We start from the raw sequence: 22885 nt of genomic DNA on the forward strand, positions 1-22885 counted from the left end.
ACGTTGCCGCGCTGCCCGGATCAGGACGCCCGGGTGCGGCGGGTCAGCGCATCGAGCAGGATCCGAACGCCGAGGGTGTCCCGGCGTAACCACACCATCGGTAGGTAGAGCGCCAGCGATAGGGCAACCGCCACCGCCATCGTGACCAGCGAGCTGCCGGCCACCAGCCGGACGCCGACCGGCAGCACGGCGAAGCAGCCCAGCGCCAGCAGCCCGGCCATGGCCAGGCCGCGCAGGCTGCCACCGATCCGCATTCCCCAGCGGACCTGGCAGAAGGCCAGGGTGCTGTCGAGCACGATGGTCATCGCCCAGGCCACTGCCGCGCCGGTGATGCCGAACCGCGGCACCAGCACCAGGTTGGCCGCCACGTTGAGCGCCAGGCTCGCTGCCTTGTCCATCAGCACCCAGCTGCTGCGGCCACCCATCAGCAGCACGGTGCCCACATTGCCGGCGGCCAGGTTGACCAGCATCGCCAGGCACAGCACGGTCATCGCGTGCGCGCCGGCCGGGTAGGAGGCGCCGAAGATCCGCAGCACGGTCGGGGCGAACACCGCCATCACCAGGTACAGCGGCCAGGAGGAGAGCACCACCCACTGCGACGCGGCCGAGTACATCTGGCTGACCCGCTCGGTGTCGCGGCGGGCCAGCGCCGCGCTGACGTCGGCGGCGATCGCCACCCGCAGCGCCTGCAGCACCAGGGTGCCCGAGGTGATGAACCGGCTGGCGGCGGCGTAGATGGCCGCCTGGGCCGGCGAGGCGAGGGCGGCCACCAGCAGCACGTCCAGCCAGTTCAGCAGGATCTCCATCACCCCGGCCAGCCCGCGGGCGCCGGTGAAGCTCCAGTACTCGGCGGCGATGTTGCGCAGCGAGGCGGTCCGGGGCGGCCAGGGCAGGCTGCGCCCGAACAGCTTGCGCATCCGGCGGGCCAGCAGCCACGCTGCCAGCACCAGGGCCAGCAGCAGCGGGATCAGCCAGGCCAGCACCACCAGCCACAGCGGCGCGTCGGCGGCGACGGCGATGCCCACCAGCAGCGGCCGGGCCGCCGGGATCCCGAGCTGCTGCAGCAGCACGTAGTTGCGGACGCTGCCGAACGCCCGGGTGGACTCCACCACGCCGACCTCGACCACGCCGGGCAGGAACAGCAGCGCCAGCACCCGGATGCTGTGCAGTGCCGCGTCCGTCTGGTCGTGGCCGATCCGGGTGGCCAGCACGGGTGCGGCCAGCCACAGCGCGACGCTGCCCACGACCCCCAGCACCAGCACCGGTACGAAGGCCACCACCAGCAGCGCCGGCAGGTCGGCCTGCCGGTCCAATGCCCGGAACCGGGGCACGAACCGGACCAGCCCGGCGCCCACCCCGAAGGACAGGAAGGTCTGCAGCACGATGAAGATCGCGATGGCGCTGAAGAACTGGCCGGCGGTGGTGGTGGTCAGGCCGTGGGTGAGCACCAGGGTCAGCACGAACCCGAACACCGAGCCGGCACCGGTGCCGAGCACCGCGAAGCTGCCGCCGCGAGCCACCCCGGCCAGCGAATGGGCCGCCGGCTGGGCGGTGCCGGCCACCGTCACGGCTGCCGGGCTGAGCCGGCCGGCTCCGGAGCTGAGCCGGTCTCGAGCAGTCCCCGGTAAGCCTTGGTCAGCGAGCGGGCGGCGAACAGCACGGTGACCAGCGCCAGCAGCCCGTAGCACCACAGGAACAGGGTGTGCACGCCGAGCACCAGGAAGGCCAGCGCCAGGCTGCCGTGGTCCAGCGGCAGCAGCAGCCAGGCCTTCAGCAGCGAGGACTCCCCGGACTCCCCGGATGGGCCGGGGCTGGCGGGCTCGGGCACGGGCACGGTGAGCTTGTCGCGCAGCATCATCCCGAAGAACTGGGTCACGTTGGCGATCCCGAAGGCCACCGGCACCAGCAGGTACAGCAACGAGTCCAGGGAGAAGAAGCGCAGCACCGCGATGGCCACCGCGCTGTGCAACGAGCTGATCTTGGCGACGTCGGCGACGTGGTCGAGCCACTCGCCGGCCCGGCTGCCGCCGCCGCGGACCCGGGCCAGCTGCCCGTCGGCCGAGTCGAGGGCGTAGCCGACCAGCAGCAGCAGCGAGACCACGATGCCGCCCGGCACGGTGGCCGGGTGCAGGGCCAGCACCGCAATGCCGCAGAACGAGACCGCCGAGCTCAGCAGGGTGACCTGGGTGGGGGACAGCCGCAGTGCGTAGGCCAGTGCGGCCAGCAGGCCACCGGCCCGGCGGTTGACGAAGCGCAGGTAGGCCGGCACCGAGGCCGTCGACTTCTGCGCGCCGGCCAGCCGGGATCGGGCATAGCCGAAGCGGGCTCCGGCCGAGCCGTCCTGCGCCAGCAGCGCGGTGTTGTCCATGTCGTGAAGCCCTCTTGGTCCTGCCGGCGAAGTCCGGTGCTAGCCCTGTGCGGCCGACAGTTGCGGAGACCGGGCGTGCCAGGCACTGCGCACCATCTCCCGCAGGTCGTGCCGCGGGCGCCAGCCCAGTGCCGTGCTGATGTGCTCGGTGTCGGCCACCACCATTGCCGGGTCGCCGGGTCGGGGGTCGCTCGGTCGTGGCTCGATGCTGAGCCCGGCTACCTCGGCGACGGTCTCGATCACCTCGCGCACGGAGTAGCCGCGTCCGCAGCCTACGTTGAAGACCTGTGCGGCACCCGGGGAGTCCAGCGCGGCGATGGCGGCGACGTGGGCGTCGGCCAGGTCCTCGACGTGGATGAAGTCCCGTACGCAGGTGCCGTCCGGGGTCGGGTAGTCGCAGCCGAAGATCACTGGTTGCTCGCCGCGGTCGAGCGCGTCGAACACCATCGGGATCAGGTTGGTCCGGCCGAGGTCGGCGAGCTCGGGCGCGGCGGTGCCGGCCACGTTGAAGTAGCGCAGCGCGGCGAAGCGCAGACCGGTGGCCCGGGCCTGGTCGCGGATCAGCCACTCGCCGACCAGCTTGGTCTCGCCGTACGGATTGATCGGCCGGGTCGGGTGGTCCTCGGTCACCAGCGCGGCCTCGACCATGCCGTACACCGCGGCACTGGAGGAGAAGACCAGCCTGTCCACTTCGGCCCGGGCCATCGCGGTGAGCAGTTGCATAAGGTTGACGACGTTGCGGTGGTAGTAGGTCAGCGGCTCGGTCATCGACTCGGCGACCTGCTTGTCGGCGGCCAGCTGGATCACTCCGGTGATCTCGTGCTGCCGCAGGACGTCGGTCACCAGGTCGACGTTTCCGATGTCGCCGCGCACGAACGGAACCCGCACCCGGTCCGAAGAGCCGGTGCTGAGGTCGTCTATCACTACCGCGCCGATGCCGGCGGCTTGCAGGCTGCGCACCACGTGGGCCCCGATGTAGCCCGCGCCGCCTGCCACCAACCAGGTATCTGTCATGGATCCAACCGCTCTTCCGAATGGATCGGAGTTGCTTTCCGTAAAGCACATGTAAAGCAAGACATCGGCAGTACTATGGGCTAATCTTAACACTGTTTGCACGTGGCGCTCGGTGAGCGCAGGGGAGGTACGGGGTAGTCGTGGACGGGCTGAACTCGGTTGGGCCCCGGCGGGTTGGCTATGCCCCCGGCGTCTACGACATGTTCCATATTGGGCACTTGAACATCTTGCGCAACTCCCGGCTTGCCTGTGACTACCTGATCGCCGGCGTGGTCTCGGACGACCTGAGCCGGCGCGCCAAGGGCAAGAGCCCGGTGATCCCGCTGGCCGAGCGGCTGGAGATCGTCAGCAGCATCCGCTACGTCGACGAGGCCGTCGAGGAGGACGTCCCCACCAAGCTGGAGATGTGGCACAAGCTGCACTTCGACGTGCTGATCAAGGGCGACGACTGGCGTGGCACCGAGAAGGGCCTGCGCCTGGAACGCGAGATGGGCGAGGTCGGCGTCGAGGTCTTCTACCTGCCCTACACCGTGCACACCTCGTCCACCATGCTGCGGCAGGCCCTCAACATCGAGATCGGCCTGCGCGCCTAGCGGCTGCCTACGGGCGCCGGAGTGCTCGCGGCGCCGGCATCGCAGCCGGGCAGCTGCGTCGTCACCGACACCGGATGCACCGCCGGCTGCCGCAGGATCTCGGTCCGTGCGGCGCGGGCCGGCTCGATCGCGGTCACCGTCACCGTGTGCCGTGCGCCCCGGGCCAGCTCCACCGGCAGGGTCAGCACCACCAGGCCGTGCTCGGACGACGGCATCGTCACCACCGGCCGGCCGTCCAGCGTGACGGTGGCGATCTGCGAGCCCGGGGTGCCGTAGTAGCTGACCAGCACCTTGTTGTCGCCGGGCCGGGTGCGGTAGCCGGGCGCGTCCAGCCGCAGCGTGACGTAGCCGGGCAGCGGGCCGGCCGGGACCTCGTTGGCCAGCGTGAAGGTCGAGGTGCTGGTGCTGCCGGCGCCGCAGCCCTGCCGGGAGTAGGTCATCGACCGGGTGAGGTAGTAGTCCAGCTTGCCGCCGGTGGCGTTGACCGTGCCGAAACCGGCGAGGTAGCCGGGTCCGGCGCGCAGCACGCCCGACACGGGGCTGGCCGCCAGCCGCTGCTGCACGTCGTCGTCAGCGCTCCAGACCAGCAGCCGGTGCTCGCCAGCGGCCCGCGTGGCGGCCCGGACCAGCTCGACCGAGCCGCGCGCCGACAGCAACCTGGCCGAGACCGCCCGGGCGATCTGAATCAGGTAGGCCTTGCGGGCGGCCTTGTCGGGATGGGTGCGGTACAGCGTCTGCTGGGTCAGGCTCACCACCTCGTCCCCGGTCACGCTGCTGCCGTCGGCCAGCGGGGCGGGACCGGTCACCTTCAGCAGGTAGGAGATGGCGGTCGGGTCGATGGCCAGCGCCCCGTCGATCCGCTGGCCGGTGGCGGCCTGCCACATCGCCGCCCAGATCCGCGCGGCCTCGGAGAAGTCCGGGCTGATGGTGGAGTTGGCGAAGGTGTTCATCGGATCCGCGGCTCGGTAGCGGCGGGCGTACTCGCTGCCCAGGTCGCGGTACAGGTCGGAGCCGGTCCGTACCCGGCTCAGCGCGGTGTCGCTGTCGAACCGGTCGAAGCTGACCCGGCCCTGGCTGGCCGTCACGATCGCGAACGCGCCGGGAATGCCGCCGATGCCGCGGGACTCGGCCTCGTTCTCCAGTCCCACGAAGTACCGCCGGGTACCGGTACGGCCCAGCAGGTCGGGCAGCAGGTCGGCCGCTTCGCCGGCCGGCCGCAGCTGGTCGGCGATCCGGGCCAGGCTGTCTCGCAGGCTGGCCCGGGAACGGTCGGCCGGTGCCAGCCAGGTGTCGGCCGGCAACCGGTCGAGGTGCTCAGTACCCGCCCGCAGCCGCGCCTCGGCCTGGTGCAGCACCGGCGCGGCATCGACGAGCGGCTGCAGCCGGACCGTGCCGGAGTTCACCAGGCTGCCCGGGGTCAGGGTGTCGGCCAGCCCGAGCAGGGGAGGCAGCACCTGGGATCCCACCTGGTCGGCCTCGGCCGCGCAGCCGCGGATCGAGCGGGCCGGCTGTCCGAGCCAGGGGATCCGGGTGCTGATCCACCAGGCCGGCCCGGTGGTCAACCGGTGGGCCGAGCGGGCGTGCCCGGTCACCTCGCCGGCCGCGCGGTGCGCGGCGGGCAGGTCACCCTGCAGCAGCGCGGTGCGCAGCTGGCCCACCGCCTGCTGGCTGGCCTGCACCTGGTTGCGGGCGAGTCCGGCGGTGACGGCCAGCCACAGCAGGCCGGCCAGTACCAGGGTGAACGCCGCCGTCAGGCCATATCGCACTGCTGTCCGCCGCCGGTTGCGTTCCAAGCCGGACTGCGGTGCGGCCGGTGGCATGCGGTCCTTTCCGAAACGGCGGCGTAGCGGGCGAAACCCGCGCGGTGAATTACGCTGGTGATATTAACGTTAATTACTGGAGGTAGCCGTTAGTTCGGTAATTCGATTACTGCAGGTCACAATTCGCTGGGAAATACCGTTATGCGTTGTCCGGAGCGACCGGCACGGTGCCCGACACCGAGGTGCCTGCACTGGGCCGGCTTTCGGCGCGGTGCCCCCAGCGCCCGGTCAGGCCGGTCAGCGCGGCGCCGGTCAGCAGCACCGCCCCGGCCAGTCCGAGGAACAGCTGGGACGGCACGTGGGTCAGCGGAACCACCGGGATCGCCACGGCCGTGGGTTCGCTCGACGGAACCGGCCCGGGCCGGCTGCCCGGCTGGGACGGTGGCGGAGATTCACCAGGCTGGGACGAGGGATTCTTGTTCACCACGCCGTGTGCGGTGCAGCCGGGACCGGTTGCGGTGAGCGCCGTACCGGCGGCCGGAAGCCGGGCGGGCAGCCAGGCCTCGAAGGAGCCGGCAGGGTCGGCGATAGTGCGGATGCCTTGGCGCCCGGCGCTGATCCGGACCGGGGAACCGGCCCGGAATCCGATGCCCTGCACCTGCACGCCACCCTCGCCGGCGGTGCCGGTGACCGCGCATCCGAGGGCCGGCGGGTAACTCGCGGCGTGGGCGGTGCCGGCCGGCAGCCACCAGGCCGACAGCAGCGCCAGGAACCCGAACAAGGACGCGGGAAATGCGCCGGAGCGGAGCCGCACGCCGGCCCCGCTCTTTCCTTGCCAGGGTGCGCAGGGCACGCCCGATGGACCGAACATTCGATTCCCCCGAATCCGCGAGGCGTAATGTAGCGGTCAAGGACGTCAATTTACAAGCGTTTGACATTACTCGTTTCGGCCTGCGTTTGTGACGTGCGCCGCCCTCTCTTCGGTGGCCCTGCCTCCAGCAGCTGTCCACAGGCCCGTGCAGCGCGGCCCGCGTGGGGGCCACCGGTGTGGTGGAGGGCTGTCGGTGCCGCCACGTAAGCTCGATGCATGAGCTTGGCGGGACTGATCGATGCCGCTCTCGACGACCCAGTCCTGGCCACTGTGGTCTCCGCCGCCGGCCGGCCCGGCACCCGGCCGCTCGCGCTGTCCGGACCGGCCGCGCTCGGCCCGCTGGCGATCGCCACCCTCGCCGGACGGGCCGGCCGGACCGTACTTGCGGTGACCAGCACCGGCCGGGAGGCCGAGGACCTGCAGGCCAGCCTGCAGTGCCTGCTGCCGCCGGACGAGGTGGCGCTCTACCCCGGCTGGGAAACCCTGCCGCACGAGCGGCTCTCGCCCCGCGCCGACACCATCGGCCGCCGGCTGGCGGTGCTGCGCCGGTTGCGCCATCCGGACCCGAGCGATCCCAGCACCGGCCGGCTGAGCGTGGTGGTCGCCCCGGTCCGGTCCATCCTGCAGCCGCAGGTTCCCGACCTCGGCGACCTGGAGCCGGTCAGCATCTCGGTCGGCGACTCCGGCCGCGAGCTGGAAGAGATCGTCCAGGCGCTGGTCGCGGCCGGCTACGCGCGTACCGAACTGGTCGAGAAGCGTGGCGAGTTCGCCGTCCGGGGCGGCATCCTCGACGTCTTCCCGCCGACCGAGGAACACCCGCTGCGGGTGGAGTTCTGGGGCGACGAGGTCGAGGAGATCCGGTACTTCAAGGTCGCCGACCAGCGCTCGCTGGAGGTCGCGTCCGGCGGGGTGTGGGCGCCGCCGTGCCGGGAGCTGATGCTCACCCCCGACGTGCGGGCCCGGGCGGCGGCGCTGCTCGACCAGCACCCGGAACTGGGCGAGCTGCTCGAGCCGATCAGCCTGGGCAACGCGGTCGAAGGCATGGAGTCGCTCGCCCCGGTGCTGGTCGAGGAGTTGCGGCTGGTACTGGCGGAGTTCCCGGCCGACACCTCCGTACTGGTCTGCGACCCAGAGCGGGTGCGGGCCCGGGCCGCCGATCTGGTGGCCACCTCGGAGGAGTTCCTGGCCGCGTCCTGGGCGGCCGCGGCCGGCGGCGGCAAGGCGCCGGTGGATCTGGCAGCGGCGTCGCTGCGCTCGCTGGGCGAGGTCCGCGAGGCAGCCGAGGAACTCGGCATGCCGTGGTGGTCGCTGTCGCCGTTCAGCACCGACAACGAGCTGGTCGCCGAGGCCGGCACGGACTTCACCACGGTGGCCGCCGTCGACTCCTCCTTCGAGGCCGCGCCGACCTACCGCGGCGACACCGAAGCGCTGCTCGGCGACCTGGACCGGTGGGCCCGGGACGGCTGGCGGCTGGCGCTGGTCTTCGACGGCCACGGCACCGCCGAGCGGGCCCTGGAACGGTTGCACGGCGCCGGCGTCGCGGCTCGGATGGTGCCCGGCATCGACAAGCTCGAGGCCGGCGTGGTCACCGTCACCACCGGCTTCCTGGAGGCCGGCCTGAGCTCGGCCGAGCTGAAGCTGGCCGTCCTCAGCGAGTCCGACCTGACCGGCCAGCGCGGCGTGACCGCGCTGGACAAGTCCCGGATGCCGTCCCGGCGGCGCAACGCCATCGACCCGATCCAGCTGGCCTCAGGCGACTACGTGGTGCACGAGCAGCACGGGGTGGGGCGCTACGTCGAGATGGTGCGGCGCACCGTCAACGGCGGCGAGCGGGAGTACCTGATCATCGAGTACGCCCCGGCCAAGAAGGGCCAGCCGGGCGACCGGTTGTACGTGCCGACCGACTCACTCGACCAGGTCACCAAGTACGTCGGCGGCGAGGCGCCGACGCTGTCCCGGCTGGGCGGCGCGGACTGGGCCAAGACCAAGGGCCGGGCGCGCAAGGCGGTCAAGGAGATCGCCGCCGAGCTGATCCGGCTGTACTCGGCCCGGATGGCCACCCGTGGCCACGCCTTCGGCCCGGACACCCCGTGGCAGCGCGAGCTGGAGGACGCCTTCCCCTACGTCGAGACGCCCGACCAGTTCGCCGCGATCAACGAGGTCAAGGCCGACATGGAGAAGGCGCTGCCGATGGACCGGGTGATCTGCGGCGACGTCGGTTACGGCAAGACCGAGGTGGCGGTCCGGGCGGCGTTCAAGGCGGTGCAGGACGGCAAGCAGGTGGCGGTGCTGGTGCCCACCACGCTGCTGGCCCACCAGCACCTGCAGACCTTCATCGGACGGATGAACCAGTTCCCGGTCACCATCAAGGAGCTGTCCCGGTTCACCCACGCCGGCGACGTCGACGACATCCTGGCCGGCATCGCCGACGGCAGCGTCGACATCGTGATCGGCACCCACCGGTTGCTGCAGCAGACCGTCCGGTTCAAGGACCTGGGGCTGGTGGTGGTCGACGAGGAGCAGCGCTTCGGGGTCGAGCACAAGGAGTACCTGAAGTCGCTGCGCACCGCGGTGGACGTGCTCACCATGTCCGCGACGCCGATCCCGCGCACCCTGGAGATGTCGCTGACCGGCATCCGGGAGATGACCACCATCCTCACCCCGCCGGAGGAGCGGCACCCGATCCTGACCTTCGTCGGGGCCTACGACCCGCGCCAGATCTCTGCGGCGATCCGGCGCGAGCTGCTGCGCGACGGCCAGGTGTTCTTCATCCACAACCGGGTGGAGTCGATCAACCGGACCGCGTCGAAACTCGCCGAGCTCGTTCCCGAGGCACGCATCGCGGTGGCGCACGGCCAGATGGGCCAGGACGCGCTGGAGAAGATCATGGTCGGCTTCTGGCAGAACGACTTCGACGTGCTGGTCTCCACCACCATCGTCGAGTCCGGCCTGGACATCCCCAACGCCAACACCCTGATCGTGGATCGGGCCGACACCTTCGGGCTGTCCCAGCTGCACCAGATGCGCGGCCGGGTGGGCCGGGCCCGCGAGCGCGGGTACGCCTACTTCCTCTACCCGCCGGAGAAGCCGCTCACCGAGCTCGCGCACGACCGGCTGGCCACCATCGCCCAGCACACCGAGCTCGGCGCCGGCATGCAGGTCGCCATGAAGGACCTGGAGATCCGCGGCGCCGGCAACCTGCTGGGTGGCGAGCAGTCCGGACACATCGCCGGGGTGGGCTTCGACCTCTACGTCCGGCTGGTCGGCGAGGCGGTCGCGGAGTTCCGCGGCGACGTGCAGGAGCAGTTCAGCGAGGTCAAGGTCGACCTGCCGGTCAACGCCAACCTCCCGCAGGACTACCTGCCCGGCGAGCGGCTGCGGCTGGAGGCCTACCGGTCGCTGGCGGCGGCGGCCACCGACGAGGCCGTGGACGCGGTCCGCCTGGAACTGCTGGACCGGTTCGGGCCGCTGCCGATCGAAGTGGAGAACCTGCTGGCGGTAGCCCGGTTCAAGGTGGTGTGCCGCAAGTTCGGCATCACCGAGGTGTCGTTGCAGGGCCAGTCGGTGCGGTTCTCGCCGGTGCTGCTGCCGGAGTCGGCTCAAGTGCGGCTGCAGCGCACGTACGACAAGGCCGTCTACAAGCCGGCGGTGTCGACGATGGCGGCGGCCCGTCCCAAGGGCGTGGTGAAGCCGGACGGCAGCTGGGCCGAAGCGAAGTTCGGCGGCGAGCCGTTGCGCGACCAGCCGCTGCTGGCCTGGTGCGCGCAGCTGCTGGAGACCATCCTCGGCCCGGTGCTGCAGGCGGTGCTGTCGAACTGAGCCGGATCGTCCCGGCCCGTGCCTGTCTTACCGACGGTGGACGAACGGATCATCCAGGGCATGCTCGAGCCGTAGTAGCCGCCGGGCAGCCTCCGGGTTTTCTTGTAGCGCCGGCAGAGTCGACCGCGTCACCTCGATCATCCTGCCGAGTCGTTGACGGTCCTTCCTGGTCAACTGGATACGCGCGATGTCAGATGCGGCCAGCACCGAGGCAAGTGCTGCGAAGTCGTGGCAGTGCCGGTCGAGCCCCGTTCCGGTCGTTTCCGTTCGTGCCGCAGCCTTCAAGATCATGGCGCTGAGGAGCATCGGGCGCGGAACATGGCCGGAGCGATCGCCGACGTCGACTGCTACCACCTCAGAGCGAGCCAACGCCTGGGTTCCGCCCGGAGCTGCAACGGTCGGAAACCCGCTGGCGCTCCGGCGCGCCTCCGTTCGAGCGCCGGTTCCTTCTGGAATCAGGACGTCGAGGACGGCCTTTCCGCGTTTCCAACGGTGCTGAATTCCATCGCTGCTCGGCTGTGGTTCGAAGCCCAGATCCTGCAATGCCGACGTGACCGCACCGAGCACGCCTGGCACCCGAGCGTCGACGACGGCGTCTGCATCATCGGTAGGGCGCTGTGGCGAATACCCGCGCTCCGCGCAGAGTAGGTGGACGAGCTGTCCGCCGATCAGTGCCCAGCCACTGGGCTCCAGCTCATAGAGATCGAGCAGGCTGTGCCAGGCAGCTTCCTGTGCGGGGTCCATTGCAGGCATGAGAACCATCGCTGTCAGATCCTCGTGCCAATAGCAAGGTCGAGCAGCTCAAGGGCGCGCCGGCGTTCCCTCGGCCCCTCATGCTCAGCCAAGTCCGCCGCCAGCAACAACGACCCGATTCGCGAGGGGAGAGCGGGCACCACGTGCACGAACACGTTCGGCCTTTCGTCGACTGATGGTCGTTCTAGCCAGTGATTCTCAACAACCGCATCGATGTCTGCGCTGGCGACGTAGCCCTCGGCTATTCGGGGATCGCTCATACCTGAATCAGGATGACTGAGTCCGGAGGGCAGCAGGCGGCTGTCGCCGAGCAGCGGCGGCAGGTCTGCTACTGCTGCTTTGTAGACACGGCGCTCACCCCGATTGCGAAGCCACGACAGGACGGCCTCGTGGTCCTTATGGGCCAACGCTGCTGACAAGCGGGCGACGGCTCGGCGGCGGGATGCCGGACTGATCTTCTCCGCCTTTGCCATCAGGTCCGGCGACAGCAGGTCGCTCCGCGCTTGGTCGTCTGGCGCTGCGAGCCTCAATGCAAACAACGAGTACCACACGGATTCCGGATGAACCGGTCGACCTCGCTGTAGCCGATCAACAGATCCGGCCGAGGCAAGGTCGACGAGCCAGCGACCGCCTACCTTCTCCGCTACCAGCGAACCGTCCTCGATCCGCTGGCGGACGCGCGCGACGGAAACCCCGAGCTCCGCAGCCGCTTCCGGCACCGACATCCTGGACATGCCATAATCCTAGCGATATGGAAAGATTTATGTAACAGATTTGGATCCCCTCAAGCTGCCAGATGTCGGACTGAAAGTGGTTTCCCAATACGCCGCAGCAGCACGTTGGGATAGTTTCCGATCACGTCGACCGCTGCACCCGGCGATTGGAGCACGGGAGGAATGGCGAATGAGCTGCCCGAGCTGCTGGTGCCGGACGCCGCCGCCTGGCGGGCCTGGCTGGCCGACAACCACGCCAGCTCTCCCGGCGTCTGGCTGGTGTTGACCAAGAAAGGCGGCCAGGTCACCGCGCTGGACTACCCGGCAGCGCTGGACGAGGCGCTGTGCTACGGCTGGATCGATGGCCAGGTCGCCCGCCGCGACGAGGGCAGCACCCGGCAGCGGTTCACCCCGCGCCGATCCCGCAGCGCCTGGTCCAAGCGCAACGTCGAGCACATCGCCCGGTTGAGCGCCGAGGGACGGATCATGCCGGCCGGGCAGGCCGCGGTGGACGCCGCCAAGGCCGATGGCCGGTGGGAGGCCGCCTACGCCGGGGCCGCGGCAGCCGAGGTTCCGCCCGACCTCGCCGAGGCGCTGGCCGGCAACCAGCAGGCGCAGGCGATGTGGGACGTGCTCACCTCGCAGAACCGCTACGCCATCACCTACCGGGTGGGTCAGCTCAAGCGGCCGGAGACCCGGGCCAGGCGGATCGCGGAGTTCGTCGCCATGCTCGAGCGCGGCGAGACCCTCCATCCGCAGAAGCGGCAGCGACCCTGAGCCCTCTGTGGAATACCCAGCGGTGGCCAGAACGACCGCTGGGTATCGCACACCGGAGAAGCGCCTCAGCCGGGCCGCTCGGACTTGGGCAGCTTGGCCACCACCTGGTCGTAGGAGTCGTCGATCAGCTCGCAGACCTCGTCGTCCGGCACCGAGTCGATGGCGAGTTGCACCCACAGCCGCTTGTCCAGGTAGCGCGCCGCCCGGGCCAGCTCCGGATAGCGCTGCTTGAGCTCGTCCACCGCGGCCTCGGTGTTCTTCACCGTGATGGTGCTGCGGCCGTCCACCGTGCCAGGGAACAGGAAGATCTTGCTGCCCACCTTGGCCACCCGGTGGTCCTCGCCCCACGGGCTGTCCGGCCAGGCACCGAGCTTGCCTAGGGCATAGCGCAGTGCGCCGTCACTGTCCATCGCGACCCCCGTCCATCGGGTGCAGGTGTAGCACAGCCGGCTCGCCGCCACACCCACGGCAACGAGATCAGGAGCCGTGCGAAAATGGCAGAGGCCCAGCCCCGGCATACCTCGACGAACTCGGAGAGCGAAGACGTGAAGACCCGATCGGCAAGGCTCCGTCCGCTCGCCGTGCTGCCGGTCCTGCTGCTGGGCTGCCTGGGCCTGGTGGGCTGCGACTCCAAGGCCGGCACCGCCGCCGTGGTCGACGGCCACCGGATCACCGAGAAGGAGCTGTCCCGCTACCTGCCGGCCAACGCCAAGCCGATCGAGGCCGGGGACGGTTCCAGCAGCACCCCGGCCAAGACCTTCGTCCTGCAGTACCTGGTGCGCAACCAGGTGTTCCCGCTGCTGCTGGCCGCGTCCGGCTCGCCGGTGACCGACGCCCAGCTGGAGGCCGGCAGGGCCGCCGCGCTCACCGGCACCACCGAGGCCGAGCTGACCGACCAGATCACCAAGGCCGGCCTGTCGGCCCGGTTCGAACCGGTGCTGCTGCGCAACCGCGAACTGCTCAACCTGCTGCGCGCCAAGCTGACCACCGACAAGCAGATTGACGACGCGCTGGCCAAGATCAAGAACAAAGTGTCGCTCAACCCCCGCTACGGCAGCTGGGACGAGCGCAGCCTCTCGCTGCAGGGCCTGAGCTCGAAGCAGCTGCCGTCGGTGCTGTCGGTCGACACGGCGCTGCCCGGTGACGCCCAGCCGACCCAGCAGTGACCGCCGCCGGCACCCCGGGCGAAGCGGCTGAGGCGGGCGCGCAGCTGATCCGGGCGGCGCAGGTGATGGACCGGCTCCGCTCACCCGGCGGCTGCCCGTGGGACGCCGAGCAGACCCACACCTCGCTGGCCCCGTACCTGCTCGAAGAGGCCTACGAGACCCTCGAAGCGATCGAGACCTCCGACCTGGTGGCGCTGCGCGAGGAGCTCGGCGACCTGCTGCTGCAGGTGCTCTTCCACGCCCGGCTGGCCGAGGAGGCTCCCGCCGGCCAGCGGTTCGGCATCGACGACGTGGCCGCCGACCTGGTCGCCAAGCTGGTCCGCCGGCATCCGCACGTCTTCGACCAGGCACCGGACGCGCCCAGCGGGCTGACCGCCGATGGCCAGCAGACCAGCTGGGACGCGATCAAGAAGGCCGAGAAGCGCCGCGAGTCGGTGACCGACGGTATCGCGATGGGCCAGCCGGCGCTGGCGCTGGCGACCAAGCTGGTCAGCCGGTCCTCCCGGGCCGGCCTGCAGGTCGCGCTGCCGGCCGGCGACGGGATCGGTGAGCGGCTGCTGGCCGTGGTCGCCGACGCGGTGCGCGCCGGCGTCGACCCCGAGCATGCCCTGCGGCAGAGCGCCCGGGACTACCGGGAGGCCGTCCGGGCGCGGGAGCTCAGCGGCCCGACGGGCGAGTAGCTGCACCGGATCGTCAGGGCCGCCCGATAGGCTCATACCCGGGCCTGCCGGCGCGGCGCAGGCCGGAACCGGTGCTCCGGCCGGGTCAGCAGGTGTGGACCCGGCACCGGAGGCACGTCGAGAGGACGGACAGCAGTGGCCAGCATCGAGGCGGTAGGCGCCCGGGAAATCCTGGACTCGCGCGGCAACCCGACCGTCGAGGTCGAGGTCGCCCTCGACGACGGCACCCTGGCCCGGGCGGCGGTGCCCTCCGGTGCGTCCACCGGCGCCTTCGAGGCGGTGGAGCTGCGCGACGGCGACTCCCGCTACGGCGGCAAGGGGGTGCGCAAGGCGGTGGCCGCGGTGCTGGACGACATCGGCCCGGAGCTGCTCGGCTTCGAGGCCAGCGAGCAGCGCCTGGTCGACGCCGCCCTGATCGACCTGGACGGCACTCCCGACAAGTCCAAGTTCGGTGCCAACGCGGTGCTGGGCGTCTCGCTGGCGGTCGCCAAGGCCGCCGCGGCGTCGGCCAACCTGCCGCTGTTCCGCTACCTCGGCGGGCCGAACGCGCACCTGCTGCCGGTGCCGATGCTCAACATCCTCAACGGCGGCGCGCACGCCGACTCCAACGTCGACGTCCAGGAGTTCATGATCGCCCCGGTCGGGGCGGCCACCTTCGCGGAGGCTCTTCGTCAAGGGGCCGAGGTTTATCACGCGCTGAAGGCTGTTCTCAAATCACAGGGCCTGTCCACCGGCCTCGGCGACGAGGGCGGCTTCGCGCCCAGCCTGCAGTCCAACCGGACCGCGCTGGACGTGATCTCCCAGGCGGTGGAGCAGGCAGGCCTCAAGCTGGGCAGTGACATCGTCTTCGCGATGGACGTGGCCGCGACCGAGTTCTACTCCGACGGCGCCTACCAGTTCGAGGGCAGCCCGAAGACGGCCGAGCAGATGGTGGGCTACTACACCGAGCTGGTCGCCAACTACCCGATCGTCTCGATCGAGGACCCGATGTCGGAGGAGGACTGGGACGGCTGGATCGCGCTGACCTCCCAGCTCGACGACGTCATTCAGATCGTGGGCGACGACCTGTTCGTCACCAATCCGCAGCGGCTGGCCCGCGGCATCTCCAGCGGCGCCGCCAACGCGCTGCTGGTCAAGGTCAACCAGATCGGCTCGCTCACCGAGACCCTGGACGCGGTGGACCTGGCGCACCGCTCCGGCTACCGCTGCATGATGAGCCACCGTTCCGGCGAGACCGAGGACACCACCATCGCCGACCTGGCGGTGGCCACCAACTGTGGCCAGATCAAGACCGGCGCACCGGCCCGCTCGGAGCGGGTGGCCAAGTACAACCAGCTGTTGCGCATCGAGGAGGAACTCGACGACGCGGCGCGCTACGCCGGCGCGGCCGCCTTCCCGCGCTACCACCGGGCGGGCAGCTAGCCGATGGCCGGTGGGACGCGCACCAGGGTGGCCGGGCAGCCGGGACGGTTCTCGGCAGGTCGCCGGGCGCCCGGCAGCGGCCGGCGACCCGGCTGGCTGCACGCGCCCACGCTGACCGGCCGCCGGATGATGGTGGCGGCGATGGTGCTGTTCCTGGTGGTGGTGCTGGCCTCGCCGTTCCAGACCTACCTGAGCCGGCGCGCCTCGGTGGCGGCCTCCGAACGCCAGCAACAGCAGCTCAACGACCAGCTGGCCGAGCTCCGGCACCAGAGCGAGCTGTGGCGGGACCCGGCCTATGTGGCCCGGCAGGCCCGGGTGCGGCTGCAGTACATCCGTCCCGGCGACACCCTGTACACGGTGCTGGACGCGCACGGCAACCCGATCGACCCGCCGGCCCCGGTGGCCGCCGAGCAGGTTGCCAAGGTCGGCCACCGGCCCAGCTGGAACTCAGTCCTGTGGGCCAGCGTGCGCGACACCGACGCCTCGCAGTGACCGGTTCGGATACCGCCGGTTCGGTCAGCGCGGCGGACGCCGCCGTCGTCCGGCAGCAGCTGGGCCGCCCGCCGCGGGCCATCCGGGCCGTGGCGCACCGCTGCCCGTGCGGCAACCCGGACGTGGTGGAGACCTCGCCCCGGCTGCCGGACGGCACCCCGTTCCCGACCCTGTACTACCTGACCTGCCCGCGGGCGGTGTCGCAGGTCTCCACCCTGGAGGCGTCCGGGCTGATGCGGCAGATGACCGAGCGGCTCTCCTGCGACCCGGAGCTGGCCGCCGGCTACCGGGCGGCGCACCAGGCCTACCTGGCCCGGCGTGAGCAGCTCGGGGCGGTGCCCGAGACCAGCGGCATCTCGGCCGGCGGGATGCCTACCCGGGTGAAGTGCCTGCACGTGCTGGTGGCGCACGCGCTGGCCGCCGGCCCCGGGGTGAACCCGCTGGGTGACGAGGCGCTGGCAGCGCTGGGGGACTGGTGGCTGGCCGGCCCGTGCGTGGCGCCGGTGGCTGTGGAGCCGACGTCGTGAACCGGGTGGCGGCCATCGACTGCGGCACCAACTCGATCCGGTTGCTGGTGGCCGACGGCAGCCTGGTGGGGCTGTCCGACGTGCACCGCGAGATGCGGGTGGTCCGGCTCGGCGAGGGAGTGGACCAGACCGGCCGGCTGGCCCCGGCCGCGATCGAACGCACCCGGCAGGCGCTGGCCGACTATGCGGTGGCGATCGCCGAGCTGGGCGCCACCCGGATCCGGATGGTGGCCACCTCGGCGTCCCGGGACGCCGACAACGCCGACGAGTTCCGCGCGATGGTGCAGCGCACCCTGGGCGCCGAGCCGGAGGTGATCACCGGCCTCGCCGAGGCGGAGCTGTCGTTCGCCGGCGCGGTGGCGGGCCTGCCCGGGGTGGCCGACCCGCTGCTGGTGGCCGACATCGGCGGCGGCTCCACCGAACTGGTGCTCGGCTCGCCGGTCGCCACTTCGCTCCGCTCCCCCCTCGTTCCTCGGTCGATGCTCACTCAGCCACCTGCCGGCAGCTCGGTGTTCGCCGCGCACAGCATGGACGTCGGCTGCGTCCGGATGACCGAGCGGCACCTACGCGACGACCCGCCCACCGCCGCCCAGGTCGCGGGGGCGGTGGCCGACATCCGGCAGGCGCTGCAGGCCGCCACCGCGGACGTGCCGGTGGAGCAGGCGGCCGCCTTCGTCGGAGTGGCCGGCACCGTCACCACCATCGCCGCGATCGCGCTGGAGCTGCCAGCCTACGACGCCGAAGCCATCCACGGCTCGGTGGTCGACTTCGACCGGGTCGCCGAGATCACCGAGCGGCTGCTGGCGATGCCCCGGTCCGAGCGGGCGGCGCTGCCGGTGATGCACCCGGGGCGGGTGGACGTGATCGGCGGCGGCGCGCTGGTGCTGCGGGTCGTGATGGAGTTCGTCGGGGCCAGGCAGGTGATCGCCAGCGAGCACGACATCCTGGACGGCATCGCGCTGAGCCTGCTGACCGACTGACCCGGGCCGGGACCGGACCGAACGGTCGTCAGGTGTTGACCGCGGTCAGCACGCTCGGCGCCTTGGGGCCCTTGTCGTCCTGGCTCACCTGCTTGGGCTTGGGCGAGGGCCGGCCGGTCATCGCCCGCCAGATGGTGTCGGCGCCCTTGGTGGTCGCCAGCTGCGACACCGCCACCCCGAAACCGCTGATCGAGGCCCAGACCAGGGCGTCCTTCCAGTCGGTGTCGGCGTCGCGGGGGTTCACCGGTGTTCGGCCCGGCCGGGCCGTCTCCCAGGCCTTCTGGGTGGCGGCGGTGACCGCCTTGCCGACCGGTACCGCCACCGCGAGCGCCACCAGCTTGAACGCGAACCTGCCCGCTGCGCCAGCCATCGTTTCCCCATCCTCGCCCCGTGGAGTTGCTCGCCGCTGTTCTGGCCAGTCTAGGTCGCTCCGGCATCCGGGCCGGTGGCAGCCGTGCCCGAGAGTGGTCAGCCGCGGTCGGCGCGGGTCGTAGCCTGGGGAGGGAGCCAATCGAGGGGACGTGAGCTGGAGATGGCTGGACCCAAGCGGATCCTGATCGTGGGCGGCGGCTACGTCGGCATGTACACCGCGCTGCGGGCGCAGCGGAAGCTGTCCCGGGGCCGGGCCGAGATCGTGGTGGTCGACCCGCAGCCGAACATGACCTACCAGCCGTTCCTGCCGGAAGCCGCGGCCGGCAGCGTCGAGCCCCGGCACGTTGTGGTGCCGCTGCGCCGGGTGCTCAAGAAGTGCCGGGTGATCACGGGGAGGGTCAGCAAGATCTCGCACGACCGGCGCTGCGCACTGGTGGAGCCGGAGACCGGCGAGGCCTACGAGCTCGACTACGACCTGCTGGTGGTGGCGCCGGGCTCCATCGCCCGGACGCTGCCGATCCCGGGGCTGGCCGAGCACGGGGTGGGCTTCAAGACCATCGGCGAGGCGATCTACCTGCGCAACCACGTGCTGTCCCGACTGGACTTCGCCTCCTCCACCGAGGACCTGCCGGCCCGGCGCCGGGCGCTGAGCTTCGTCTTCGTCGGCGGCGGCTACGCCGGGGTGGAGGCGCTGGCCGAGCTCGAGGATATGGCCCGCTACGCCTGCCGGTACTACCCGAACATCGCCGAGGACGACATGCGCTGGGTGCTGGTCGAGGCGGCCGACCGAATCATGCCGGAGGTGTCGGTGGGGCTGTCGGCCTACACCGCCAAGCGGCTCCGCGAGCGCGCCATCGACGTCCGGCTCAACACTCGGCTGGACTCGGCGGTGGGCGGCCGGATCGAGCTGTCCGACGGAGAGGCGTTCGAGGCCGACACCCTGGTCTGGACCGCCGGGGTGAAGGCGCACCCGCTGGCCGCCGAGTCGGGGCTGCCGACCGACGACAAGGGCCGGCTGACCTGCCGGGCCAACCTGACCGTCAAGGGCGTGGACGGGGTGTTCTCGGCCGGCGACACCGCGGCGGTGCCGGACCTGTCCAAGAGCGACCCGAACGCGCTGACCGGGCCGTCGGCCCAGCATGCCGTCCGGCAGGCCAAGGTGCTGGCCGACAACCTGGTGGCCACGGTCAACGGTGGCCCGCTGAAGGACTACAAGCACGCCTACGTCGGCTCGGTGGCCTCGCTCGGGCTGTACCGCGGGGTGGCCGAGCTGTACGGGATCAAGGTGCGCGGCCCGCTGGCCTGGTTCCTGCACCGGACGTATCACCTGTCCCGGGTGCCCACCTTCAACCGCAAGGTGCGGGTGCTGGCGGACTGGACCGCCGCGCTGTTCTTCCCCCGCGAGGTGGTCTCGCTGGGGCAGCTGCAGTCGCCGCGGACCGATTTCGAGAAGGCGAGCACCACACGCTGACCTGTCTCGGCCTGGTGCCTGTCGGCGCCGCCGTGCCGCTACCCTGCTGAGCGCGGCCCCCGTAGCCCAATGGCAGAGGCAGCGGACTTAAAATCCGCCCAGTGTCGGTTCGAGTCCGACCGGGGGTACTCGACGGGCCGGCTGCGGTCGGGAACTACCTCACCACCGTCGAACGTTGATGTGGACGTAAGCGCAACGCGTGCCGGTATCTGAACCGGCACAGGGTTCACGAGGTGGAGGCAACAAAGTGGCCAGTAACCCTGTCCTGCGGGGTTTCGAGAAGACCGGACGTCCCGGCGTGGCGCAGGGCCCGAGCGGCCCGAACGGTCCCATCGTGCCGCCGCCCCCGTCGGCGGATCAGCTCAACCAGTGGTACGCCCAGCCGTCCTACGGCCAGCCGGCCCCGCCGGTGGCGCCGTCCCGCTACCTGACCCTCGACGACGTCGTCACCCGGTCGGTGGTGCTGCTGGCCACCGTGCTGGTGGCCGCCGGCTTCGCCTGGTTCGTAGTGCCGGACTCCGCCGCCGGTGCCGTGGTCGCGATCGGCTTCATCGGCGCCCTGGTGCTCGGGCTCTACATGGGCTTCACCGGCCGGGCCAACGCGGTCACCGCGATCACCTACGCGGCTCTGCAGGGCCTGGCGCTCGGCGGCATCAGCGAACTGTTCAATCGGGCCTGGCCCGGCATCGTGGTGCAGGCCATCACCGGGACGATCATGGTGGCCGGTGGCGTGCTGGTGGTCTACAAGACCGGCGCCGTCCGGGTCACCCCGAAGTTCACCAAGATCGTGTTCGCCTCGACGCTGGGCGTCCTCGGGCTGATGGTGGTCAACCTGGTCGCCAGCATTTTCACCGACGGCGGCCTGGGGCTGCGCGACGGCGGCGCGCTGGCTATCGGCTTCAGCCTGCTGTGCATCGTGATCGCGGCCTCGAACCTGATCGTGGACTTCGACATGATCGAGCAGTCGGTACGCCGCGGCGTCGACGAGAAGGTCGGCTGGTACCTGTCCTGGGGCATCCTGGTGACCCTGGTCTGGCTGTACCTGGAGATCCTGCGGCTGCTCAGCTACCTGACCGGGCGCAATAACTGAAACGCAACAACTTAGCCGGACAACGGTGTCTCGGTAGTAGTTGCACCACGAGTCGGCCCCGCCCCTTGCCAAAGCGAGGGGCGGGGCCGCACCACGTTCCGGGCACTGCTCACGTTCCGGGCGCTGCTTCCCTGCACCGTCCTGCCGCCTGAGCCACGGACCGTCATAAGAAACGAATGCCATGGCAACCATTTCTTATGACGATTGCGCTGGAGGAGGCAGCACAAGGCCGCGGGTGAGACGGTCAAGCCGGGTGGTGCCGGGGGCGGGAGCGGAAGGCTCAGGACAGCCGTTCCAGGATCATCGCCATGCCCTGGCCGCCCCCGACGCACATCGTCTCCAGCCCGAACTGCTTGTCATGCGTCTGCAGCGAGTTGATCAGGGTGGTGGTGATCCGGGCGCCGGTCATGCCGAACGGGTGGCCGACCGCGATCGCGCCGCCGTTGACGTTCAGCCGGTCCAGGTCCACGCCCAGCTGCTGGTAGGACGGGATGACCTGCGCGGCGAAGGCCTCGTTGATCTCGACCAGGTCGATGTCCGACACCGACATGCCGGCCCGGGCCAGCGCCTGCTTCGACGCCTCGACCGGCCCGAGCCCCATGATCTCCGGCGACAGCGCGGTGACCCCGGTGGCCACGATCCGGGCCAGCGGGGTGATCCCCAGCTCGGCGGCCTTCCGGTCGCTCATCACGACCAGCGCCGCCGCCCCGTCGTTGAGCGGGCAGCAGTTGCCGGCGGTGACCCGGCCGTCCGGCCGGAACACCGGCTTGAGCTGCGAGACCGCCTCGTAAGTCACCCCCGGCCGCGGCCCGTCGTCGGTCGAGACCACCTGGCCGGACGGCAGCGTCACCGGCGTGATCTCGCGCGCCCAGAAACCGTCCGCGATCGACTTCTCGGCCAGGTTCTGCGACCGCACGCCGAAGTGGTCCATCTCCTCCCGGCTGACGCCCATCAGCAGGGCCAGGTTCTCCGCGGTCTGCCCCATCGGGATGTAGGAGTCAGGCAGGTCACCGAGCTCCCGCGGGTCCTGCCAGCCCTCGGCTCCCTCCTCGGCGGCCTTCGCGGTCCGCGCCCGGGCATCGTCGAAACGAGGGTTGCGGGTGTCGGGCAGGCTGTCGGAGGACCCCTTGGCGAACCGGGAGACGGTCTCCACACCGGCCGAGATGAACACCTCGCCCTCGCCGGCCCGGATCGCGTGCATCGCCATCCGGGTGGTCTGCAGCGAGGACGCGCAGTACCGGGTGACTGTGGTGCCGGGCAGGAAGTCGTAGCCCAGCAGGGTGGCCACGATCCGGGCCATGTTGAACCCCTGCTCGCCGCCGGGCAGCCCGCAGCCCAGCATCAGGTCGTCGATGTCGTGCGGGTCCAGCTGCGGCACCTTGGCCAGCGCCGCGGTGATCATCTGCCCGGCCAGCTCGTCGGCCCGCATCTCGACCAGCGAGCCCTTGCCCGCCCGGCCGATCGGGGACCGGACGGCGGCGACGATGACGGCCTGCGGGGTGCTTGCCATGGCAGGGACTCCTAACGAAAGGCGGAGGCAGCGGGCGATCAGCCCGGCGGCTGGTCGCTGCCCACCATGGTCGCAGGGGTGAAGTTGCCTTCGCCGCCGGAGGTGGGCGGTATCACGGCAGGTGCGGTCCGGCGCCGGATCAGCCGGGCCCACGGGCCGCGCCGGCCGGTCGAGGAGCCGTGCACCTGCGCCGGCAGCACCTCGGTGCCCGGCAGGCCCGCGGCCCGCGCGGCGGCGTTGGCCACCGGCCGGGCCCGGGTGGAGGTGAACGGGGCGGGCGCCTCCGACACCGTGCTCAGCCCCAGGGCGGCGGCCGCCGAGGGCAGCAGCACCTCGGCGGCCCGGGCGTAGCCCAGCGCGGAGGGGTGGAACTGGTCGTCGGAGAAGTAGTCCCGGCTGCTGGCGAACTCCGGCCCCAGGATGTCGCCGAGGCTGACCGCCCGGGCGCCGGCGGCCACCACCGCCACCGCCTGGGCCGCGGCCAGCGTCCGGGACAGCCGGCGGGCC

Annotated in this window: 21 protein-coding genes, 1 tRNA gene and 1 pseudogene; 12 read left to right on the forward strand and 11 right to left on the reverse strand. The window is 71.1% G+C overall.

The annotated features are described in order from the left end of the window. Positions 1-20: 20 nt before the first annotated feature. Genes VLJ82_RS03085 through galE form a run of 3 tightly spaced genes read right to left on the reverse strand, consistent with a single transcriptional unit; the run spans position 21 to position 3382 of the window. A complete protein-coding gene (locus VLJ82_RS03085) occupies positions 21-1568 on the reverse strand; it encodes an oligosaccharide flippase family protein (protein WP_408661851.1) in 1548 nt (515 codons plus the stop codon). After that, the gene (locus VLJ82_RS03090; protein ID WP_408661852.1) at positions 1565-2368 is read right to left on the reverse strand and encodes a CDP-alcohol phosphatidyltransferase family protein; all 804 of its coding nucleotides are present in this window, start codon (positions 2366-2368) and stop codon (positions 1565-1567) included. The genes VLJ82_RS03085 and VLJ82_RS03090 overlap by 4 nt, the downstream gene beginning before the upstream one ends. Before the next feature lie 39 nt (positions 2369-2407). After that, the gene (gene galE / locus VLJ82_RS03095) at positions 2408-3382 is read right to left on the reverse strand and encodes a UDP-glucose 4-epimerase GalE (RefSeq protein ID WP_408661853.1); all 975 of its coding nucleotides are present in this window, start codon (positions 3380-3382) and stop codon (positions 2408-2410) included. 149 nt (positions 3383-3531) lie between these two features. On the opposite strand from galE, the gene VLJ82_RS03100 reads away from it, so the two are divergent. Further along, positions 3532-3975 carry an adenylyltransferase/cytidyltransferase family protein gene (locus tag VLJ82_RS03100; protein ID WP_408661875.1) on the forward strand — a complete coding sequence of 148 codons (444 nt, stop codon included), beginning with the start codon at positions 3532-3534 and terminating at the stop codon, positions 3973-3975. Here the strand turns inward: VLJ82_RS03100 and VLJ82_RS03105 are convergent. Continuing rightward, positions 3972-5741, reverse strand: coding sequence for a DUF4012 domain-containing protein (locus VLJ82_RS03105; RefSeq protein ID WP_408661854.1), 1770 nt, complete (start codon positions 5739-5741; stop codon positions 3972-3974). The genes VLJ82_RS03100 and VLJ82_RS03105 overlap by 4 nt on opposite strands. Positions 5742-5934: 193 nt before the next feature. Then, positions 5935-6549, reverse strand: a complete 615-nt coding sequence (locus tag VLJ82_RS03110) for a hypothetical protein (RefSeq protein WP_408661855.1) — start codon at positions 6547-6549, stop codon at positions 5935-5937. A gap of 273 nt (positions 6550-6822) precedes the next feature. On the opposite strand from VLJ82_RS03110, the gene mfd reads away from it, so the two are divergent. Continuing rightward, positions 6823-10425 (forward strand): transcription-repair coupling factor, encoded by a 3603-nt coding sequence (gene mfd / locus VLJ82_RS03115; RefSeq protein WP_408661856.1) that lies wholly within the window; start codon positions 6823-6825, stop codon positions 10423-10425. A 27-nt stretch (positions 10426-10452) separates the two neighbouring features. Here the strand turns inward: mfd and VLJ82_RS03120 are convergent, their stop codons facing one another. Both VLJ82_RS03120 and VLJ82_RS03125 read right to left on the reverse strand, forming a co-directional pair. Continuing rightward, complete coding sequence (locus VLJ82_RS03120) at positions 10453-11169, reverse strand: hypothetical protein (protein ID WP_408661857.1); 717 nt, start codon at positions 11167-11169, stop codon at positions 10453-10455. Between the two features lie 23 nt (positions 11170-11192). After that, entirely contained in the window at positions 11193-11912 is a 720-nt protein-coding gene (locus VLJ82_RS03125) for a helix-turn-helix domain-containing protein (RefSeq protein ID WP_408661858.1), read from the reverse strand. 162 nt (positions 11913-12074) lie between these two features. Between VLJ82_RS03125 and VLJ82_RS03130 the strand changes: the two genes are divergently transcribed. Next, positions 12075-12668, forward strand: coding sequence for a YdeI/OmpD-associated family protein (locus VLJ82_RS03130; protein ID WP_408661859.1), 594 nt, complete (start codon positions 12075-12077; stop codon positions 12666-12668). A gap of 65 nt (positions 12669-12733) precedes the next feature. Here VLJ82_RS03130 and VLJ82_RS03135 read toward each other — a convergent pair whose 3' ends face one another. After that, positions 12734-13078, reverse strand: a complete 345-nt coding sequence (locus VLJ82_RS03135) for an MmcQ/YjbR family DNA-binding protein (protein WP_408661860.1) — start codon at positions 13076-13078, stop codon at positions 12734-12736. Positions 13079-13162: 84 nt separating this feature from the next. Here VLJ82_RS03135 and VLJ82_RS03140 point away from each other — a divergent pair, with 84 nt between their 5' ends. From VLJ82_RS03140 to VLJ82_RS03165, 6 genes are all read left to right on the forward strand, one after another. After that, positions 13163-13834 carry a hypothetical protein gene (locus tag VLJ82_RS03140; protein ID WP_408661861.1) on the forward strand — a complete coding sequence of 224 codons (672 nt, stop codon included), beginning with the start codon at positions 13163-13165 and terminating at the stop codon, positions 13832-13834. Further along, positions 13831-14514: a MazG family protein gene (locus VLJ82_RS03145; RefSeq protein ID WP_408661862.1), complete on the forward strand. Its 684-nt coding sequence runs from the start codon at positions 13831-13833 to the stop codon at positions 14512-14514. The genes VLJ82_RS03140 and VLJ82_RS03145 overlap by 4 nt, the downstream gene beginning before the upstream one ends. Positions 14515-14649: 135 nt before the next feature. Further along, positions 14650-15936 carry a phosphopyruvate hydratase gene (gene eno, locus VLJ82_RS03150; RefSeq protein ID WP_408661863.1) on the forward strand — a complete coding sequence of 429 codons (1287 nt, stop codon included), beginning with the start codon at positions 14650-14652 and terminating at the stop codon, positions 15934-15936. Between the two features lie 3 nt (positions 15937-15939). Then, a complete protein-coding gene (locus VLJ82_RS03155; RefSeq protein WP_408661864.1) occupies positions 15940-16428 on the forward strand; it encodes an FtsB family cell division protein in 489 nt (162 codons plus the stop codon). Further along, complete coding sequence (locus tag VLJ82_RS03160; protein ID WP_408661865.1) at positions 16425-16955, forward strand: DUF501 domain-containing protein; 531 nt, start codon at positions 16425-16427, stop codon at positions 16953-16955. The genes VLJ82_RS03155 and VLJ82_RS03160 overlap by 4 nt, the downstream gene beginning before the upstream one ends. Beyond that, complete coding sequence (locus VLJ82_RS03165; protein ID WP_408661866.1) at positions 16952-17935, forward strand: exopolyphosphatase; 984 nt, start codon at positions 16952-16954, stop codon at positions 17933-17935. Before VLJ82_RS03160 ends, VLJ82_RS03165 begins: the two co-directional genes overlap by 4 nt. 28 nt (positions 17936-17963) lie before the next feature. Here VLJ82_RS03165 and VLJ82_RS03170 read toward each other — a convergent pair whose 3' ends face one another. Beyond that, complete coding sequence (locus VLJ82_RS03170; RefSeq protein ID WP_408661867.1) at positions 17964-18305, reverse strand: DUF4235 domain-containing protein; 342 nt, start codon at positions 18303-18305, stop codon at positions 17964-17966. 162 nt (positions 18306-18467) lie between these two features. Here VLJ82_RS03170 and VLJ82_RS03175 point away from each other — a divergent pair, with 162 nt between their 5' ends. The 3 genes from VLJ82_RS03175 (at position 18468) to VLJ82_RS03185 (ending at position 20868) form a co-directional block, all read left to right on the forward strand. After that, entirely contained in the window at positions 18468-19778 is a 1311-nt protein-coding gene (locus VLJ82_RS03175) for an NAD(P)/FAD-dependent oxidoreductase (RefSeq protein WP_408661868.1), read from the forward strand. Positions 19779-19833: 55 nt separating this feature from the next. Then, positions 19834-19906 (forward strand) — tRNA-Leu (locus VLJ82_RS03180). 119 nt (positions 19907-20025) lie between these two features. Then, positions 20026-20868: a Bax inhibitor-1/YccA family protein gene (locus tag VLJ82_RS03185; RefSeq protein WP_408661869.1), complete on the forward strand. Its 843-nt coding sequence runs from the start codon at positions 20026-20028 to the stop codon at positions 20866-20868. 280 nt (positions 20869-21148) lie between these two features. Here VLJ82_RS03185 and VLJ82_RS03190 read toward each other — a convergent pair whose 3' ends face one another. Together VLJ82_RS03190 and VLJ82_RS03195 are read right to left on the reverse strand one after the other, a co-directional pair. Next, the gene (locus VLJ82_RS03190) at positions 21149-22378 is read right to left on the reverse strand and encodes an acetyl-CoA C-acetyltransferase (protein ID WP_408661870.1); all 1230 of its coding nucleotides are present in this window, start codon (positions 22376-22378) and stop codon (positions 21149-21151) included. Between the two features lie 38 nt (positions 22379-22416). Further along, positions 22417-22885, reverse strand: a pseudogene (locus VLJ82_RS03195) (SGNH/GDSL hydrolase family protein); the annotation flags it as partial.

The sequence above is a fragment of the Jatrophihabitans sp. genome, from assembly GCF_035474675.1.
Lineage (GTDB): Bacteria > Actinomycetota > Actinomycetes > Mycobacteriales > Jatrophihabitantaceae > Jatrophihabitans_A.

Coding starts and splice junctions, on each gene's coding strand:
- VLJ82_RS03090 (WP_408661852.1), bottom strand. CDS start 2,368: ATGGACAACACCGCGCTGCTGGCGCAGGACGGCTCGGCCGGAGCCCGC.
- galE (WP_408661853.1), bottom strand. CDS start 3,382: ATGACAGATACCTGGTTGGTGGCAGGCGGCGCGGGCTACATCGGGGCC.
- mfd (WP_408661856.1), top strand. CDS start 6,823: ATGAGCTTGGCGGGACTGATCGATGCCGCTCTCGACGACCCAGTCCTG.
- VLJ82_RS03120 (WP_408661857.1), bottom strand. CDS start 11,169: ATGGACCCCGCACAGGAAGCTGCCTGGCACAGCCTGCTCGATCTCTAT.
- VLJ82_RS03125 (WP_408661858.1), bottom strand. CDS start 11,912: ATGTCCAGGATGTCGGTGCCGGAAGCGGCTGCGGAGCTCGGGGTTTCC.
- VLJ82_RS03130 (WP_408661859.1), top strand. CDS start 12,075: ATGGCGAATGAGCTGCCCGAGCTGCTGGTGCCGGACGCCGCCGCCTGG.
- VLJ82_RS03135 (WP_408661860.1), bottom strand. CDS start 13,078: ATGGACAGTGACGGCGCACTGCGCTATGCCCTAGGCAAGCTCGGTGCC.
- VLJ82_RS03140 (WP_408661861.1), top strand. CDS start 13,163: ATGGCAGAGGCCCAGCCCCGGCATACCTCGACGAACTCGGAGAGCGAA.
- VLJ82_RS03155 (WP_408661864.1), top strand. CDS start 15,940: ATGGCCGGTGGGACGCGCACCAGGGTGGCCGGGCAGCCGGGACGGTTC.
- VLJ82_RS03170 (WP_408661867.1), bottom strand. CDS start 18,305: ATGGCTGGCGCAGCGGGCAGGTTCGCGTTCAAGCTGGTGGCGCTCGCG.
- VLJ82_RS03175 (WP_408661868.1), top strand. CDS start 18,468: ATGGCTGGACCCAAGCGGATCCTGATCGTGGGCGGCGGCTACGTCGGC.
- VLJ82_RS03190 (WP_408661870.1), bottom strand. CDS start 22,378: ATGGCAAGCACCCCGCAGGCCGTCATCGTCGCCGCCGTCCGGTCCCCG.